Origin of the sequence: Flavobacterium sp., from assembly GCF_024710485.1 — a bacterium.
Lineage (GTDB): Bacteria > Bacteroidota > Bacteroidia > Flavobacteriales > Flavobacteriaceae > Flavobacterium.
Genome location: NZ_JANJUQ010000045.1, coordinates 1 through 18,289, shown reverse-complemented (window position 1 = coordinate 18,289; position 18,289 = coordinate 1). Strand labels below are relative to the sequence as shown.

The following is an 18,289-nucleotide window of genomic DNA, read 5'->3' as shown; positions in this document are numbered from 1 at the left end:
ACTGTAACGGTTATTGTTTGTTGTTTCTTTACTTTTGGTGCGCAAAAATAGGATTTAAAAGTTAGAATTTCAAACGTTTTCGTAATTTTAGCCAATGTTGAAAGAAAGTTATAAAGTTATAGGCGTCATGTCGGGTACTTCGCTAGATGGCGTCGATTTGGCGCACATCCATTTCACGGTAAATCACCAAAAATGGAGCTACAAAATTTTAGAAAGTGAAACCGTCCCGTACACCGAAGATTGGTTAAACAAATTGCGAACTGCAGTTGATTTTTCTCAGAAAGAATTAAAACAACTGAACCGCGATTATACTTCACTTTTGGGACATACCATTAAAGACTTTATCAGCCGCAATAAAATCAATAAGCTTGATGCCGTTTGCAGTCACGGACACACGATTTTGCACCAACCGCAAAATGGCTTGACATTGCAAATCGGCAACTTAAAAGAAATTGCTGAAATAGTTAATCAAACAGTAGTTTGTGACTTTCGGGTGCAAGATGTAAAACTCGGTGGACAAGGCGCTCCTTTGGTGCCGATTGGTGATCGAATTTTATTTGCTGATTATGATTACTGCCTGAATTTAGGCGGATTTTCCAACATTTCATTTGAACAAGACGGAAAACGTATAGCATTTGACATTTCACCGGTGAATACCGTATTGAATTTTTATGCGAATCAACTCGGCTTACCGTATGACGACAAAGGCGAAATAGCCCGCAGCGGCGAAACCGATATTGCGCTTTTGGAAGAATTAGACAACTTGTCGTATTACCAAAAACCGTATCCGAAATCATTAGGCTTTGAATTTGTCAAAACCATCGTCCTGCCTTTGATAAAGAGTTACGATCTTACCGTAGAAGACAAAATGCACACCTTTATCAAGCACATTGCCAAACAAACAGCTTACGCTTTGCCGGAAAGAAAAGGCAAAATGCTCGTTACCGGTGGCGGTGCTTACAATACTTTTTTATTGGAATGCATGCAAAACTATTTGACTGACATGACCATCATTGTGCCTGATACCAAAACCTTAGAATACAAAGAAGCTCTTATTTTTGGCTTACTTGGTGTTTTGAAATTGCGCAAAGAAGTTAATGTTTTGAGCAGTGTTACGGGCGCTAACAAGGACCATTCCTCCGGCAAAATATACCGACCCTAACAAATATAAGCATAAAAGTTACCCTGATATTTAATGTGTTTTATAAACAGATTTACCAACTTCCAGCTTACAACTCCTAACTCATAATTACTATATTTGCACCACAAACTAAAATTCTAACTAAAACACGGTCTGAAACAAACACTGACCAAACTAAACTCATGAAAGATTTACTTAAAAAATTCGAAAACAAACAACCTGAAATAGTATTCCATTGGAAAGATAACGAAACCGATGCTGAAGGATGGACTGTGATTAACTCCTTGCGCGGTGGTGCTGCCGGAGGCGGAACTCGTATGCGTAAAGGATTAGACATGAACGAAGTATTGTCGTTGGCCAAAACTATGGAAGTGAAATTCTCAGTGTCAGGTCCGGCGATTGGCGGTGCAAAATCTGGAATTAATTTCGACCCGAATGATTCGCGTAAAAAAGGGGTTTTGCAACGTTGGTATAAAGCGGTTTCTCCGTTATTGAAAAGCTACTACGGAACCGGCGGTGATTTGAATGTAGACGAAATCCACGAAGTAATTCCGATGACCGAAGAATGTGGTGTTTGGCATCCGCAGGAAGGTGTTTTTAACGGCCACTTCAAACCTACCGAAGCCGATAAAATCAACCGAATCGGGCAATTGCGTCAAGGCGTAATTAAAGTAATCGAAAACCCGAAATTCTCTCCTGATGTTTTGCGTAAATATACTGTAGCCGATATGATTACCGGTTATGGTGTAGCCGAAGCCGTACGTCATTATTACGACATATATGGCGGCGATGTGAAAGGCAAAAAAGCCATCGTACAAGGTTTCGGAAACGTAGGTTCGGCAGCGGCTTTTTATTTGGCCGATATGGGTGCTAAAGTGGTGGGTATCATTGACCGCGACGGAGGTGTGATTAAAGAAGAAGGCTTTTCGTTTGAAGAAATCAAAAGGTTGTTCTTGAACAAAGACGGCAACAAATTGGTAGCACAAAATATGATTCCGTTTGCAGAAATCAACGAAAGTATTTGGAAATTAGGCGCACAAATCTTTACCCCTTGCGCGGCTTCCCGATTGGTAACCAAAGACCAAGTTGACACCATGATTGCCTCCGGATTGGAAGTGATTTCTTGTGGGGCGAATGTACCTTTTGCCGATAAAGAAATTTTCTTTGGCCCGATCATGGAAGAAACTGATAGTAAAGTAAGTTTAATTCCGGATTTCATTTCCAACTGTGGTATGGCGCGTGTTTTTGCCTACTTCATGGAGAAAAAAGTACAAATGACAGACGAAGCTATTTTCTACGACATATCAGAAACCATTAAAAAAGCCCTGGAAAAAGCACACGATTTGAATTCGGATAAAAAGCATATTAGCGCTACGGCTTTTGAAATTGCTTTGAAACAGTTGGTTTAATATTTCATTAACTGTACGGATTACACAATATTTAGTACCTTTAAGCGTTATAAAGTAAACTAACACCGGATAAAATGAGTTTCGAAATATCAGATAACGATAAAAAATCCTTAGCCATCACTACGTTAGTGTATGCTGTTTTGCTGTTGTTGTTATTCTTATTGCGCTTTTGGCCTCCGGCTGACATGAAAATCATGGGCGGCGGTGGCGGTGGCGGCATCGAAATGAACTTTGGCGACAGCGATTTCGGTATGGGCGACAATTACAAAAGCGAAGTACTGAATGTAAAAGACCAAACTAAAGTTACCCCAACAGCAGCCTCGCCTGAAGATGATGTGATTGCCGATGAAAGCGACGATAACGAAACCAACGTAGCCATTCCGAAAAAGGATATCAAAAAAACGCCTTCACCGGTTGAGCCGAAAAAAGACATCAAACCTACGCCTGAAAAACCGAAAGTTTCTAAAAATGCGAATGACGCTTTGTCGAGTTTGTTAGGCAACAAAGGCGGCGACGGTAACGATTCCAAAAGCGGCAATAAAGGCAATGCCGGCGGAAACTTAAACTCCAGCGGTTATTATGGTAACGGCAGCGGAACAGGTTCGGGTGGCGGAAACGGGAGTGGCAACGGAACCGGAAATGGTTCGGGTAGCGGCTCCGGTAGTGGTAGCGGAAGCGGTGGTGGAAATGGTAGCGGTTCAGGTTATTCATTAGGTAACAGAAAAGCCTTAAGTAAACCACAGCCGGATTACACTTGCCAAGAACAAGGTCGAGTAGCCGTTCAGGTAACGGTTGACCGAAACGGCAACACGATTAGTGTGATTGCCGGTGTACAAGGAACGACCAATACTGCTAAATGTTTGCTTGACCAAGCGCGCATAGCCGCTCAAAACACCAAATGGCAAGCTGACGGTAATGCTCCGGAAAAACAAGTTGGAAAAATCATCTATACATTTAGTCTGAATTAAAGATAAAACGTGAACTATAGCCCTGATAGCAGTGGCATCCTTTTAAAAAAAATCTCCACCCGAAAAGGTGGAGATTTTTTTTAAAAGATAGAACGGATAGCAGGACAACTGTGGTAAGAAAGGTAATGGTCCTGCTCCTTATTCTTAGACTATTTCGGACTCGTAGCGATGACGAATTTCAATTTGTTTCTCACGCCAATTTGCAGCACGTCTACTAAATCTTGTACTTGCAAGTTGAACGGAATTCTAATCACAACCGTTTGTTGCTTAGAAGGGTCGATTTTAGACAACAAGGTGGTTTCCAATTGCTCGAAAGCGACTTGTTCTTTGTCGATAAAAAACTCTTTCTGTTCGGTAACAGAGAGCGTAATTAATTGCTTGTTGGTTTTTTCGTTGGTTTGCGACTTAGGCAAGGTCATTCGAATCACATTGGGATTGGCCAAGGTGGAAATGATGAGGAAAAACAACAACAAGAAAAACATAATGTCGCTCAAGGACGAGGTGGCGACTTCTGCGTGAAATCGTTTATTTCGCTTTATGGCCATTTGGTCTTTGGATTATGTTGACAAATTCTAATACTTGTTTTTGGATAGACAACGCAAAGCTATCGATGCGGCCGTTGAATAAGTGGTACGCGGCATAAGCGATAATTCCAACAATCAATCCGGCACCACTACTGATCATTTTTTCGTATAAACCTCCGGAAATGTTTCCGATACTGATGTCTTCGGTTACTGAAATACTATAGAAGATTTTGATTACCCCGGAAATGGTTCCGATAAATCCTAACGTTGGCGCGATACCGGCGATTAATCCGAGTTGTCCTAAGCGTTTTTCCATATAACCGATTTCGATGTTGGCGGCGCGTTCCATATTGGATTCTATTTCGTTGATGTGGCGACCGATGGTAAGCACACCTTCTTTAATCACATTACCTTGCGCATTGCCGCTTCTTTCGGCTGCGTTTACAGCCAATTCGATGTTGGCATTATTCAAATGATTGCGAATATCGGCCATCAAATGATTGTCGATTTTAGCTGCTTTTTGAATATACATATAGCGTTCAAAAATGAGATACAAAGTGTAAAAAAGTAAAATGGCAATAGGGATTAAAAAAAGACCACCTTTGAAAAGGAACTCTAAGACAGAAACTTCATTAGTTAAAGCGGGATTTGCAGTGTCTACGGTTGGAATATTCTGAGCTAAACTGTCCACTTGCAACTGTAAAAATGTACTGATCATATTTGTTTAATTTTGGGCTGTTAATTCTGAAAATAGTTTCAAATTTGTATTGACCGTATCGGCATCACAATATACAACGAAAAAAAAATTAAAAAAGTATATCAAAAAAATATTTTCCCGAAATTATGAACTATCAGGAAACCTTGGAATGGATGTTTAACAAACTGCCGATGTATCAAACGCAAGGTGCTACGGCATATCGAAAAGACATCACCAATACGGTGCTGCTGGCGGAGCATTTAGGGCATCCCGAAAAACAGCTGCAATACATACACGTAGCCGGAACCAACGGCAAAGGCTCTACTTCTCACCTATTGGCTTCGGTATTGATGGAAGCGGGATATAAAGTTGGGCTTTACACTTCACCACACTTAAAAGATTACAGAGAGCGAATTACCATTAACGGCGAACCGATTTCGGAAGCTTATGTTGTAGAATTCATCACCAAAAATAAACCCTTTTTTGAAACGCATAACTTGAGTTTTTTCGAGATGAGTGTAGGTTTGGCCTTTGACTATTTTGTTAAAGAGAAAATCGACATAGCGGTTATTGAAGTCGGCATGGGCGGTCGCTTGGACTCCACCAATATTATTACACCTCTGATTTCCGTTATTACAAACATTGGATTAGACCATACACAATTTTTGGGTGACACCTTTGAAGCCATTGCTTTTGAAAAGGCCGGGATTATCAAAAACAACATTCCTGTGGTAATTGGCGAATACTTACCGGAGACCAAACCTGTATTTACAGCTAAAGCGCAAGAGACAAATTCCGAGCTATACTTTGCCTCCGATTTAGTACAAGAAGACTATCCTTGCGGCTTGTTGGGCGACTATCAGTTTTACAACAAAAAGACTGTTATCCAAACTTTGCGGGTTTTACAGGAAAAGCATTTATTGCAAGTTTCAGAAGACGCCATTAAAAACGGTTTCCTGAAGGTGATTGACAACACGCATTTGCAGGGGCGTTGGCAGCAATTGGGCACTAATCCGAAAATTATTTGTGATACAGCTCACAATGCACACGGTTTAAAAGTGGTAATGAAACAGCTAGAAAAAGAAAAATACAATCATTTACATTTGGTTTTAGGCGTGGTAAACGACAAAAAACTGGATGATATTTTGATTTTATTGCCAAAAAATGCAAAATATTACTTTTGCCAACCGAATATTTCGCGCGGCTTAGAGGCGTCTGTTTTACAAGAAAAAGCGGCAGCATTCGGACTTAAAGGCGCAATATACAATTCTGTTTCAGAAGCTTACGAACACAGTAGAAAAATGGCCGGTGTTGATGATTTGATTTATATAGGCGGCAGCAATTTTGTGGTTGCAGAAATTTTGTAATTTTTTTTCATTTTAATTTGCAGAATCAAAAAACTGCCCTATATTTGCACCGCAATCAAGCACAAAACGGGCGATTAGCTCAGCTGGTTCAGAGCATCTCGTTTACACCGAGAGGGTCGGGGGTTCGAATCCCTCATCGCCCACTACCGTTTTAAAATTCCACTTACATAGTGGAATTTTTTTTTGCCCATATCTAAAGCGACTTCTACACATAAAAAAAACCACTCCGAAGAGTGGTTTAATATTATATAAATTCGAGTGTTCTTTCGAGTGCCATACCTCGCGATCCTTTAACCAAAATAGTTTTGTTTTGCCATTCAAAAGTAGACAATGCATTTGCGAAATCATCGAAAGTTTTATAGAAGAAAAAATGAGCTTTCGGGAGTTGATTGGCGTAAAAATCTTTTCCCACGAAATAACAGTTCATGGATTCGTTTGTACTTAAAAAATCGACTATACTTTTGTGTTCTGCCTTGCTCTCTTGGCCAAGCTCATACATGTCGCCTATGACAATTATTTTATTAGGCTTATCCAATTGTATAAAATTCTCCAAAGCGACTCTCATACTGCTTGGATTAGCATTATAAGCGTCTAAAATGATTTCATTGGTATGCTTAACCATTAACTGCGAACGATTATTATCAGGCACATAGGATTCAATAGCTTTTTTAATATCCTCAATCGGCACTTTGAAGAAATGACCAATAGTAATAGCCATACAGATATTAGTAGCGTTGTATAATCCAATCAAATGCGAAGTAATCTCAGCACCGAGCGCTTTGACCCTTACAAAAGGATTGGCAGAAACTGACTCGATAAAGACAGTAGCACTGGGATTGGTTTGACTGAAAGTAATTCTGTTGAAATGTGCCGTTTTTTCGTTTTGCAAGGTATCGTCTAAATTGACAAAAGTAGTTTTATTATACTTGGCTAAAAAAGCATACATTTCGCTTTTCCCTTTAATCACGCCTTCAACACCACCAAACCCTTCCAGATGCGCTTTCCCGAAATTGGTGATAAAACCATAATCCGGTTGCGCTATGCCGCATAAAAACTCAATCTCTTTTTGATGATTAGCGCCCATCTCTACAATTCCGATTTGGGTGGATTGGTCAAACGACAACAAAGTGAGTGGCACACCAATATGATTGTTCAAATTACCAACAGTAGCTTTAACTTGAAACTTTTTAGCCAAAACAACGTTGACCAATTCTTTGGTGGTGGTTTTACCGTTACTCCCGGTCAAAGCAATTATAGGCAACTTTAAATATTGCCGGTGATATGTGGCTAATTCCTGTAGCACTGTTAAACTGTCCGAGACCAAGATTGTTCTGTGGTCAATACGATACGCTTCATTATCAATTAAAACATACTTAGCACCTTTTTCTAAAGCTTCTGCAGCAAAAGTATTGGCGTCAAAACGATCACCTTTAATAGCTACAAAAAAGGAATCTTTGTTAATCTTTCTGGTATCGATAGCAATCCCGGAGGTTTGCAAAAAAAGGGCATGAATCTCTTGAATGGTCATCCGCAATTGTATTAAAATAAAAAAGCCCTTAAAAATAGGGCTTTTTTGGTATTATAATCAACTAATATTAGTTTCTTGGTCTTTTCTTTTTGTCGGCTTTTGAACCAACTCTTGACATAGCACATCTGAATCCGATGTAATCTGTCGCGATATCTTGCGGGAAGTATCTTCTTTGTGCAGGATCTAACCAATATGCTCTGTCTCTCCAAGAACCTCCTTTGTAAACTCTTACATCATCGTTTACCAAAGTCGTTCTTTTGTTTGACTTATCATATTTTTTAGTCATGTTTCCTAAACTGTCTGTAGAAACATTATGCTTAGGAGAATCATACATTCTTTGATCGTCTCTTACTTTGCCTTTTTCATCTCCATCTTCAGAACCAAACTTAAAGTATCTTGAAGATTGTTTGTCCCCGTCACGATAGTTACGGTTATCAGATTTATCAAAGTTTTGTCTCAAATAAGTTTCTTTATCATCAACCGGTACTTGAGCGATTTGCCCAGGGAAGTTTCTTGAAACAATTTTACCATTTGATAATGTATCGAATTGTTGGGTTTCGGCAGTAACCAATTCCACTTTACCGTCTTCTCCAATTTTGTTTTTCATGTAAACGTTACCTCTGTAGTAGTTGAAGTCGTTCGCTTCATCATCAACGATAGGTCTGTAAACGTCTGCTACCCATTCAGCCACGTTTCCGGCCATGTCATACAAACCGAAATCATTTGGCGGATAAGATTTAACTTTATTAGTGATATCAGCACCGTCATCAGACCATCCGGCTAAACCACCGTAATCACCTTTTCCTTGTTTGAAGTTAGCCAATTGATCCCCTCTAACTTGTCTTTTACCAGAACGAGTATAAGTACCGGACCATGGATATTTCTTTTGACCTTTGTAAGCGTTGTACTCTCTTTGACCTACATCTGCAGCAGCAGCATATTCCCACTCTGCTTCAGTTGGCAATCTATACTCGGGCAAAATCAAACCTGAAGTTCTTTGGGCATAAACATTTTTAGGACTGTTACCTTGGGTATTAGTTGCTCCGGCTGCAGCTGGATCACCACCCTTTCTAGCGGCTGTTTTTTGTCCTTTTTTCAATACGATTTTTTCATCACCACCCATAGCTGTTGACGGCGAAGCCAAATAAGCTTCCGTACTGAAAACTTTATCGGCAGAAGCATCAGTTACCTTAGCATCTTTCTTCAAAAATCTTTGCTCTTCTAATATTTTTTCGTTTACACGGTCAGTTCTCCATTTAGCAAATTCAGTAGCTTGAATCCAATTAACCCCTACTACAGGATACTCAGCATAAGCCGGATGTCTTAAATAGTTATTGGTCATGGTCTCGTTATATCCTAAACGATTTCTCCACACCAAGGTATCAGGAGAAGCACCTTCATAAATATTTTTGTAGTTTTCTTGATCCGGAGGGAACACTCTTTTTAACCAATCCAAGTACTCCATGTACATCATGTTAGTAACCTCAGTTTCGTCCATGTAGAACGACATTACGTGTTGCTGATTTGGTGTGTTGTTCCAATCATGCATCACATCATCCTGAACTTTACCCATAGTAAATGTTCCGCCTTCCACCAAAACCAAACCCGGTCCTGTAGCCTGCTTCTTAAATTTAGAAGCATACTGAAAACCACCTTTCTTGTCGTTGATTTTCCAACCGGTAGCTCTAGAGCCTCCTTTAGAATCAGATTTCTTACTACAACTGGTAAAACCAATCATTACCACTAGGGATAGCAATAATTTTACAGCGATAATTTTGTTTACTTTCATATTTTTAGTAGGTAAAAATTTTAGAGGCGCAATATAAGAATTAACCTTTATACTGCAACAACTTTTTTTATTAATACTAAAACACGCCGTTTTCGACGAGTTTCATATACAACGCAAAAATAATAGTTTTATTGTATTTTGACTTAAAAAAAATATTTTTTTCCTTTTTAATACTATTTTGTTGAAATTTGCGTTAATTGTTGACTATGAAAAAGATTATTACTGTACTTATTTTGTTAACTGCTTTTTTGAGCAACTCTCAAGAGCAGGGCAATGTTGTGTTGAATTGGATGGAAAAAAAAGCCTTTTCATACGGAGACTATACTTACACCATCCCACAATTTAATCAGGAGAATTTTCAGTTTGATAATTACAATCGAACACTACATTTCAATCTTCGAATAAAACGCAATAGTCCGGTTAGTGAAAACAGTTTACAACTGAGTAATGTTGTTTACGAACCGATAAGTGAAGAACAATTGGGTGATATCTCTGCAATTAATCTTCCCACAGCATTCAAATATTCTGTAAAAAACAGTAAAGCACGCAACATCAATTACGCCCAAATCAGCATTACTCCCATCATCAAAGAGGGCAATTCGTATAAAAAACTACTTTCATTCAGTTATTCGATTCAAAATAGCAACAATAATAGAAGCGCTCCTGTTGCAAACAATATCAACAGTATAGAGAACTCAGCTTTAGCAACAGGTAATTGGTATCGTTTTTATGTTCAAAAATCAGGAGTTTATAAGGTAAGCAAAAACTTTCTCCAAAGCTTAGGAATGGAAACCAATGTTGACCCCAGAAAAATAAAGATTTACGGTCACGGAGGCAGAATGGCACCTCTCCAAAACAGCACTCCTTATCCTATGGATATTGAGGAAAATGCCATTCTATTTGTAGGCGAAAACGATGGAATATTCGACAACCAAGATTATATCCTTTTCTATGCGGAAGGGCTGGACAATTGGAGCGATGAAAATAAAACTCATTTAAACTTGTATGCGGAAAAAGCCTATTATTATGTGACCGTTTCCGGCGACACCGGTAAAAGAATTGTTGATTTTACTCAACCCACCGGAAGCCCAACAACAATAATCACAGAATTTGACGACTACAAGTTTCACGAAGTCGACGACATCAACATCGCAAAATTAGGCAGGGTTTGGTTTGGAGAACAATTCGGCATCGACAATGAACAAGAATTCGAGTTTGATTTTCCTAATTTAGTGACCGGAACTCCCATTCAAGTAACTGCTCATGTGGCAGCCTCAGCTTTCAATCAAACCAGCTTTAAAATCGAAGCCAATAACCAATTGGTGGGGAATATCGGAATTAACGCTTTGGGCATTAACAGCGGATGGGCAGCATTTGATAACACCTTGGTTAACAATGTCACTGTTAACAGCGATGATGTTACTATAAAAGTGACATACGACAATGGCGGCGTACCAAGCGCCAAAGGCTATTTGGATTACATCGCTATCAAAGCCAAAAGAAACCTCAAAGGAACCGGAAAACAATTCCGATTTCAATTCAATCAGGCACCGTTATTATCGGGAATTGGAGAATACCAAATTACTAACGCATCAAGCATTGCTCAAGTTTGGGACATTACTGATATCTATAACGTTACCAAAGCCGACAACAGCAACCAAAGCTTGTTTTCGTTTAAAGCAAACTTAGGGGAAACCCGAAAATATATAGCGGTTGAAAACTCTGATTTCTTATCACCATCTAAAGAATCCAAATCAAGAGTAGAAAATCAAAATATTAAAGGAACGATTTTCTCCAATGCACAAGGTCAGTTTCAAGATATCGATTACCTTATTATTACTCCCAAATTCTTAACCGCGCCGGCCGAAAAACTGGCCAACTTTCACCGAAACTATTCTAATCTGAATGTCAAGGTAGTGAATCTGGAAAACATCTACCAAGAATTCTCCTCCGGGAAACAAGACATTGCAGCCATTAGAAATTTTATTAAATACGTATATTTCAACGCTTCGGAAGATGGCAAGAGAGTAAAATACCTTAACCTTTTTGGGGATGGTTCTTACGATTTTAAAGATCGTGTAGCGAACAACACTAATATCGTCCCCATTTTCCACGCGCTTAACAGCTACACCGAAACCGAATCTTCTTTTTCCTCGGATGATTTCTACGGAAGTATGGATCCCGACGAAGGGAATACAGCCTTTTTCTTTGACGGAATTGATATTGCTGTCGGCAGAATGATTGTGAGCACAATCCAACAGGCAGAGGAAATGGTGAACAAAGTAATTGAATACCATGATTTAAAATCTTACGGCAGTTGGCGCAACAATTATGTAGCCATTGCCGACGATTCTGATAAAACTGCCGATGCCACTTTACAAACCAAGCAAAACAACCTAACAGATGTTATTGTTACCGAAAAACCCTTTATCAATTTCAAGAAAATTTTACTCGATTCTTACCAACAAGAAACTTCGGCAGGAGGAAAACGCTATCCCAAAGCCAGAGAAGAAATTTTTGCCGCTTTTGAAAAAGGCGCTTTGGTATTCAATTACCTTGGTCACGGCGGAGAAGACGGACTCTCAGGAGAGAGAATTTGGGAAAAGTCAGATGGCGAAAACTTACTCAATAGGTACAAATACCCATTATTCATAACCATTACCTGCGATTTTTCTCGATTTGACAATCCGTACCGACCAACTGCAGGAGAATATACTTATTGGAATCCTCGTGGCGGGGCTATTTCCATGATTACAACCGTTCGCTCTATCGGTCAAATTCCGGCAGAAATTTTCAACGACCGAATAGCTAAATACCTTTTCTCCTATGGCAGTAGCGAGTACACTTCCATCGCGGAAGCCCTTCGTTTGGCCAAAAACGAAAACCCAAACACCGCAACCAACGTAGTATTTTATTTGGGCGACCCGGCTTTGATGTTAGCCATTCCAAAACCCAAAGTAGTTCTTACCAAAGTAAACGACATGCCGATAACCGGACCAATAGACGATTTGCAATCTTTAGCCTATGTAAAAATCGCCGGAGAAGTATTGGACGAAAACAACAATTTACTCCCTCTTTACAACGGAGAACTTTCAGTTAACATCTTTGACAAAAACGTCACCAGAGCGACCTTAAATAATGACGGAAATAGTCCGGCCATTAATTTCACAACGTTAGGAGAGACCATTTTTAGGGGTAATGCTACAGTAAGCAACGGCCGATTTGAATTTGGCTTTGTGGTTCCAAGAGACATCCGCATCCCCGTTGGCAACGGAAAAATAAGTTTTTACACCAAACGAAATCAAATTCTGTTTGATAAAACGGGCTACAATACAGACATCAGAATAGGCGGAATTAATCCGAATGCAGCCACAGACAATATCGGACCGAGAGTACGATTATATATGAATGACGAAACTTTTGTCAATGGAGGTATCACTAACAAATCGCCTTTTTTACTCGCCTTACTCGAAGACGAAAACGGAATCAACACTGCCAGCGGGATTGGCCATGATATCATAGGTATTTTAGATGGCGATGAAAGTAAGCCTTATATCATGAACGATTATTACGAAACCGAATTGGACGATTACACCAAAGGAAGAGTGTATTTCCCTTTCCGAAATTTGGCTCCGGGATTACACACTATTACTTTCAAAGCCTGGGACGTATACAACAATCCGATTACTGCCGAAATTCAATTTGTGGTAGTAGGAGAAGAAACCATAGCGCTTGATAACGTTCTGAATTATCCGAATCCGTTTGTAAATTACACCGAGTTCTGGTTTTCACACAACAGACCATTTGAACCTTTAGAAGTACAAATCCAAGTCATGACAATTACCGGTAAGATAGTATGGACTAAAAATCAAACTGTAATTACTGATGGCTTCTTATCCAGAGAAATCACCTGGGACGGAAAAGACGATTTCGGCGATCGAATCGGAAAAGGTGTTTACATCTATAAATTAACTGTAAAGTCCGCTTTATCGAATAAAAAAGCAGAAAAAATAGAAAAACTTGTTATCCTTTAGGAAAATGCTATATTTGTTAACTTTTATTAAAATGAAGATGAAAAAAATTGCGTTACTACTTTTATTCTCTACCACTATAACTTTCGTAAACGCCCAACAAGACAGCCGAGTAATCACTACCGGAGTTCCTTTCCTTTTGGTAGCTGCCGATGCGCGCGCTGCCGGTCTAGCTGACCAAGGAGTAGCCACTTCAGCGGATGCTTTTTCACAACAATGGAATCCGGCAAAATATGCCTTTAGTGTTGACGGACAAGGGTTCACTGCCAGTTACACACCTTATTTGACGGATTTAGTAAATGACATATCATTAGGTCAAGCCACTTACTTCAAACGCTTTGGAGCCGATGGGCGTAGTGCTTTTGCGGTAAGTTTGCGCTATTTTGGCTTAGGAGAAATAGAACTCCGACAAAATGCCGACGATCCGGCTCAAATAGTAAAACCTAATGAACTAGCTTTAGACGGTTCTTACTCGCTTAAGCTTAGTGAAAAATTCTCCATGGCCGTAGCCGGTAGATACATCCGTTCAGCTTTAAGAATCCCAACCGGAGAGGGCGATGCCAAACCGGCAAGTTCTTTTGCAGTAGATATCGCAGGTTTTTACCAAGGCGAAGAAACGGCTTTAGCAGATTTTAACGGCAGACTGCGATTAGGATTCAATTTCCAAAACTTAGGACCAAAAATCAACTACGATGCGGGAGCATCCGACGACAATAGCGCCAACTTTCTACCGGCCAATATGAGATTAGGTGGTGGATACGATTTCATCTTCGACGAATACAATAAAGTTTCCGTGAGCGTTGAACTGGCTAAACTTTTGGTGCCAACACCACAAAGTGCCGACTTAGACGGTGATGGATTAGTAACTACACCGGAAGAAATTGATTTGAGAGATGCCAATAACGCAGCCTACAATAAAGTAAATTGGGTTTCCGGTATTTTCAAATCGTTCAACGACGCACCGGGCGGATTCAGTGAAGAATTAAAAGAGTTCACTTATTCGGTTGGAGCAGAATATTTATATCAAGACTCTTTTGCCATGCGTTTAGGCTACTTTAATGAAAGTCCGGAAAAAGGTGCCAGAAGATTCTTTTCTTTGGGAGCCGGTTTCAAATACAATGTAGTTAAAGTAGACGTATCTTATTTATTTTCTGCCTCGAAAGTTAAAAACCCGTTAGAGAATACACTACGTTTCTCTTTAACGTTTAACTTTGGTGATAAATACGAAGAATATTAGTAGATAAACAATCATAAAAACAACATCCAAATTTCAATTGAAATTTGGATTTTTTTTCCTCAATACTGAAATAAATGCTATTCGAATGCAACAAATAAACATCAACACCTCGTTTACGGTTTTCCAATCTACAGCGGAATTACCACAAGACATTCAATCCTTAATGCAACAAGCCGTAGCTATCCGAAAAAAAGCTTATGCTCCTTATTCAAAATTCAGAGTCGGAGCTGCACTGCTGTTAGACAATGGTCAAGTTGTTTTAGGTTCTAATCAAGAAAACGCAGCTTACCCATCCGGACTTTGCGCAGAGAGAGTCGCTATATTCCAATCGGGCGCCATTTATCCCGAAGCGAAAATTTTGAAAATGGCAATTTCAGCAGGTTCTGACACCAACGAGACCAAATCACCTATTCCGCCTTGCGGTGCTTGCAGACAATCGATTTATGAATACGAGTTCAAGCAAGATGCAGATATTGAGATTTACTTTATGGGAGAAAGCGGAGCCATTTACAAATCGGATTCCATTAAAAATTTATTACCCCTAAGTTTCGATAAAAACTTCTTATAGCAAATAAAAATTACTGCTTTTAAATTTTACTTCTTACGGGGAATGTTTTACTTTTGCCTTTCGCAAATTTGTGTGTGAGTGAACTATTTTGCGTTGAATAAAATAAAAACTTAAATAACACTTTAGAAAAGTAAAAATGAAAGAAGTAACCAGAGAAGTTTATTTAAAATGGTATGAAGACATGCTGTTTTGGAGAAAGTTTGAAGACAAACTTGCCGCACTTTATATTCAACAAAAAGTTAGAGGATTTCTTCACTTATATAACGGACAAGAAGCCGTATTAGCCGGAGCACTCCATGCAATGGATTTATCCAAAGACAAAATGATTACGGCTTATCGTAATCACGTTCAACCTATCGGAATGGGTGTTGATCCCAAAAAGGTAATGGCTGAATTATTAGGAAAAGTTACAGGAACATCCAAAGGTATGGGTGGTTCTATGCACATCTTTTCCAAAGAACACGGATTTTACGGAGGTCATGGTATTGTAGGAGCGCAAATTCCTGTAGGTGCCGGTATGGCTTTCGCCGACAAATACTTCAATACCGGCGGTGTTACCCTAACCTATTTTGGTGACGGTGCCGCGCGTCAAGGTTCTTTACACGAAGCTTTCAACATGGCTATGCTATGGAAATTACCGGTGGTTTTCATCTGTGAAAATAACGGATACGCCATGGGAACTTCAGTAGAAAGAACAGCTAATCATACTGATGTTTGGAAATTAGGTTTAGGCTATGAAATGCCATGCGGACCGGTTGATGGCATGAACCCAATTAAAGTAGCAGAAGCGATGCATGAAGCTATTGAAAGAGCACGTCGCGGAGACGGACCAACTTTCTTAGAAATGAAAACGTACCGTTACAGAGGTCACTCAATGTCTGACGCCCAATTGTACCGCTCTAAAGAAGAAGTGGAAGAGTACAAAAAAATCGATCCGATTACCCAAGTCTTAGACATCATCAAAGAGAAAAAATACGCTACTGATGAAGAAATTGAAGTGATTGACGAAAGAGTAAAAGATTTAGTAGAAGAATGTGCCACATTCGCCGAAGAATCTCCTTTCCCGGATGCACAACAATTGTATGACGTAGTATACGAACAAGAAAATTATCCTTTCATTCCTCACAGACTATAATTATGGCAACAAAAATCACTATGCCGCGTCTAAGCGACACGATGACGGAAGGAACCGTAGCTACTTGGTTAAAAAAAGTGGGCGACAAAGTTTCTGAAGGAGATATTTTAGCAGAAATTGAAACTGACAAAGCCACTATGGAGTTTGAAGCTTTTACAGCCGGAACTCTTTTACATATTGGGATTAACGAAGGAGAAACCGCTCCGGTAGATTCGCTTTTGGCCATCATTGGTAAGGAAGGCGAAGATATTTCAGCCCTACTTTCTGGCGGCAACGCAACGGAAGTTACTGAATCAAAAGCTGAAACTCAACCAACAACCGAAAAAACACAACCAACCGCTTTACCAAAAGGGGTTACTGTAGTTACCATGCCACGTCTAAGTGATACCATGACAGAAGGAACAGTAGCTACTTGGTTGAAAAAAGTAGGCGACGATGTGAAAGAAGGCGATATCCTAGCTGAAATCGAAACCGACAAAGCTACTATGGAGTTCGAATCTTTCAACGCCGGTATGTTATTGTACATCGGAATTCAAGAAGGACAATCGGCTCCTGTTGACAGCGTTTTAGCGATCATCGGACCTGCAGGTACCGACATTACAGGTGTTGCTGAAAACTTTACAAAAGGAGGCGCTTCAGCTCCGGCTGCAACAGAAGTAACTCCTTCTCTAGCTCCCGTTACCACAACAATCCCTGTAGCAGAAACAACTGCAAGCGGAAGAATATTTGCTTCGCCTTTAGCTAAACAAATTGCCAAAGACAAAGGCATCAATTTAGCTCAAGTAAAAGGTACCGGAGAAAACGGACGCATTACCAAAAGCGATGTGGAGAATTTCACGCCATCGAATGTCACACCGAGCGCAGTCGAGGTGTCACAACCAACAACCGATAACAGTCAACCAACAACCGTTGTCAAACCATTTGTCCCTGCCGGTGAAAAATTCTCTGAAGAGATTAAGAATTCGCAAATGCGTAAAACCATTGCGCGTCGTTTGGCAGAATCAAAATTTACAGCACCACATTATTACTTAACTATTGAAGTAAGTATGGATGAAGCGATGAAATCACGTGCCGTTATCAACACGGTTCCGGATACTAAAGTATCGTTTAACGATATGGTAGTAAAAGCTTGTGCCATGGCCTTGAAAAAACATCCGCAAGTCAATTCGCAATGGAGAGAAGATGCCATGATTATCAATCACCATGTAAATATAGGAGTGGCAGTAGCCGTTGAAGACGGATTGGTGGTACCCGTACTAAACTTTACCGACCAAATGACTTTGTCACAAATTGGTGCTGCAGTGAAAGATTTAGCCGGAAAAGCCAAAAACAAAAAACTGACACCGGCCGAAATGGAAGGTAGTACTTTCACCGTTTCAAACCTTGGAATGTTTGGCATCCAATCTTTTACTTCTATTATCAATCAACCGAATTCAGCTATCCTTTCAGTAGGAGCTATTGAAGAAAAACCGGTGGTTAAAAACGGACAAATCGTAGTAGGCAATACAATGACTTTAACGCTAGCCTGCGACCACAGAACCGTTGACGGAGCTACAGGAGCACAATTCTTGCAAACGCTAAGAATTTATCTTGAGAATCCGGTAACTATGTTAGCATAATATAAAAACACTTTAAACTGTAATAAAACCCGCTCCTTAGAGTGGGTTTTTTATTGGGGCGTGTCCTTTCAGGCCGGGCTATCCGCTGTATCTTTTACTGTTACAACTCATATCTAAATAGACTATAGTCCAAACCAGTAAAAGGATGCCGCTCCTATCCCTCACGCGAAGCATTGCCTTTACAACAAACCTTTTTATCTATTGGATTTGATATTAAAAGGAGGAAGCCCGGTGGGCTTCAGGTAGTTTTGATTTATCAAAACCATATAAAACAAA

13 protein-coding genes and 1 tRNA gene are annotated in these 18,289 nt (G+C 39.8%); 10 read left to right on the top strand and 4 right to left on the bottom strand.

Features of this window, described 5'->3' with window-relative positions; translation table 11 throughout:
* Window positions 1-94: 94 nt before the first annotated feature.
* The 3 genes from Q0M21_RS11750 to Q0M21_RS11740 all read left to right on the top strand — a co-directional run bounded on the left by Q0M21_RS11750 (window position 95) and on the right by Q0M21_RS11740 (window position 3,518).
* Window positions 95-1,162 carry an anhydro-N-acetylmuramic acid kinase gene (locus Q0M21_RS11750; RefSeq protein ID WP_295338494.1) on the top strand — a complete coding sequence of 356 codons (1,068 nt, stop codon included), beginning with the start codon at window positions 95-97 and terminating at the stop codon, window positions 1,160-1,162.
* A 161-nt stretch (window positions 1,163-1,323) separates the two neighbouring features.
* Complete coding sequence (locus Q0M21_RS11745; RefSeq protein ID WP_295338491.1) at window positions 1,324-2,550, top strand: Glu/Leu/Phe/Val dehydrogenase dimerization domain-containing protein; 1,227 nt, start codon at window positions 1,324-1,326, stop codon at window positions 2,548-2,550.
* Between the two features lie 74 nt (window positions 2,551-2,624).
* Complete coding sequence (locus tag Q0M21_RS11740) at window positions 2,625-3,518, top strand: energy transducer TonB (RefSeq protein ID WP_295338488.1); 894 nt, start codon at window positions 2,625-2,627, stop codon at window positions 3,516-3,518.
* A gap of 149 nt (window positions 3,519-3,667) precedes the next feature.
* On the opposite strand, the gene Q0M21_RS11735 is transcribed toward Q0M21_RS11740, so the two are convergent.
* On the bottom strand, window positions 3,668-4,063 hold the full coding sequence (locus Q0M21_RS11735) for a biopolymer transporter ExbD (RefSeq protein WP_290875544.1): 396 nt from the start codon (window positions 4,061-4,063) through the stop codon (window positions 3,668-3,670).
* Window positions 4,044-4,760: a MotA/TolQ/ExbB proton channel family protein gene (locus Q0M21_RS11730; protein ID WP_295338485.1), complete on the bottom strand. Its 717-nt coding sequence runs from the start codon at window positions 4,758-4,760 to the stop codon at window positions 4,044-4,046. The genes Q0M21_RS11735 and Q0M21_RS11730 overlap by 20 nt, the downstream gene beginning before the upstream one ends.
* A gap of 125 nt (window positions 4,761-4,885) precedes the next feature.
* Between Q0M21_RS11730 and Q0M21_RS11725 the strand changes: the two genes are divergently transcribed.
* Complete coding sequence (locus Q0M21_RS11725) at window positions 4,886-6,106, top strand: folylpolyglutamate synthase/dihydrofolate synthase family protein (protein ID WP_295338481.1); 1,221 nt, start codon at window positions 4,886-4,888, stop codon at window positions 6,104-6,106.
* 68 nt (window positions 6,107-6,174) lie between these two features.
* Window positions 6,175-6,249: transfer RNA gene (locus tag Q0M21_RS11720), tRNA-Val, on the top strand.
* 101 nt (window positions 6,250-6,350) lie between these two features.
* Here the strand turns inward: Q0M21_RS11720 and murF are convergent.
* Window positions 6,351-7,634, bottom strand: a complete 1,284-nt coding sequence (gene murF / locus Q0M21_RS11715) for a UDP-N-acetylmuramoyl-tripeptide--D-alanyl-D-alanine ligase (RefSeq protein ID WP_295338478.1) — start codon at window positions 7,632-7,634, stop codon at window positions 6,351-6,353.
* Window positions 7,635-7,701: 67 nt separating this feature from the next.
* Window positions 7,702-9,423: a gliding motility lipoprotein GldJ gene (gldJ, locus tag Q0M21_RS11710; protein ID WP_295338476.1), complete on the bottom strand. Its 1,722-nt coding sequence runs from the start codon at window positions 9,421-9,423 to the stop codon at window positions 7,702-7,704.
* A 206-nt stretch (window positions 9,424-9,629) separates the two neighbouring features.
* Between gldJ and porU the strand changes: the two genes are divergently transcribed.
* The 5 genes from porU (at window position 9,630) to Q0M21_RS11685 (ending at window position 18,013) form a co-directional block, all read left to right on the top strand.
* Window positions 9,630-13,457, top strand: a complete 3,828-nt coding sequence (gene porU / locus Q0M21_RS11705; protein ID WP_295338473.1) for a type IX secretion system sortase PorU — start codon at window positions 9,630-9,632, stop codon at window positions 13,455-13,457.
* 37 nt (window positions 13,458-13,494) lie between these two features.
* Window positions 13,495-14,691, top strand: a complete 1,197-nt coding sequence (porV, locus tag Q0M21_RS11700) for a type IX secretion system outer membrane channel protein PorV (RefSeq protein WP_295338471.1) — start codon at window positions 13,495-13,497, stop codon at window positions 14,689-14,691.
* Between the two features lie 85 nt (window positions 14,692-14,776).
* Window positions 14,777-15,259: a cytidine deaminase gene (gene cdd / locus Q0M21_RS11695; RefSeq protein ID WP_295338468.1), complete on the top strand. Its 483-nt coding sequence runs from the start codon at window positions 14,777-14,779 to the stop codon at window positions 15,257-15,259.
* 136 nt (window positions 15,260-15,395) lie between these two features.
* Entirely contained in the window at window positions 15,396-16,394 is a 999-nt protein-coding gene (gene pdhA, locus Q0M21_RS11690) for a pyruvate dehydrogenase (acetyl-transferring) E1 component subunit alpha (protein ID WP_295338465.1), read from the top strand.
* A gap of 2 nt (window positions 16,395-16,396) precedes the next feature.
* Window positions 16,397-18,013: a pyruvate dehydrogenase complex dihydrolipoamide acetyltransferase gene (locus Q0M21_RS11685; RefSeq protein ID WP_295338462.1), complete on the top strand. Its 1,617-nt coding sequence runs from the start codon at window positions 16,397-16,399 to the stop codon at window positions 18,011-18,013.
* Window positions 18,014-18,289 lie beyond the last annotated feature (276 nt).

Bases quoted from the DNA above. Each gene is read 5' to 3' on its own strand.
- Q0M21_RS11750 (WP_295338494.1), top strand. From the start codon at position 95: ATGTTGAAAGAAAGTTATAAAGTTATAGGCGTCATGTCGGGTACTTCG.
- Q0M21_RS11745 (WP_295338491.1), top strand. From the start codon at position 1,324: ATGAAAGATTTACTTAAAAAATTCGAAAACAAACAACCTGAAATAGTA.
- Q0M21_RS11740 (WP_295338488.1), top strand. From the start codon at position 2,625: ATGAGTTTCGAAATATCAGATAACGATAAAAAATCCTTAGCCATCACT.
- Q0M21_RS11735 (WP_290875544.1), bottom strand. From the start codon at position 4,063: ATGGCCATAAAGCGAAATAAACGATTTCACGCAGAAGTCGCCACCTCG.
- Q0M21_RS11730 (WP_295338485.1), bottom strand. From the start codon at position 4,760: ATGATCAGTACATTTTTACAGTTGCAAGTGGACAGTTTAGCTCAGAAT.
- Q0M21_RS11725 (WP_295338481.1), top strand. From the start codon at position 4,886: ATGAACTATCAGGAAACCTTGGAATGGATGTTTAACAAACTGCCGATG.
- murF (WP_295338478.1), bottom strand. From the start codon at position 7,634: ATGACCATTCAAGAGATTCATGCCCTTTTTTTGCAAACCTCCGGGATT.
- gldJ (WP_295338476.1), bottom strand. From the start codon at position 9,423: ATGAAAGTAAACAAAATTATCGCTGTAAAATTATTGCTATCCCTAGTG.
- porU (WP_295338473.1), top strand. From the start codon at position 9,630: ATGAAAAAGATTATTACTGTACTTATTTTGTTAACTGCTTTTTTGAGC.
- porV (WP_295338471.1), top strand. From the start codon at position 13,495: ATGAAAAAAATTGCGTTACTACTTTTATTCTCTACCACTATAACTTTC.
- cdd (WP_295338468.1), top strand. From the start codon at position 14,777: ATGCAACAAATAAACATCAACACCTCGTTTACGGTTTTCCAATCTACA.
- pdhA (WP_295338465.1), top strand. From the start codon at position 15,396: ATGAAAGAAGTAACCAGAGAAGTTTATTTAAAATGGTATGAAGACATG.
- Q0M21_RS11685 (WP_295338462.1), top strand. From the start codon at position 16,397: ATGGCAACAAAAATCACTATGCCGCGTCTAAGCGACACGATGACGGAA.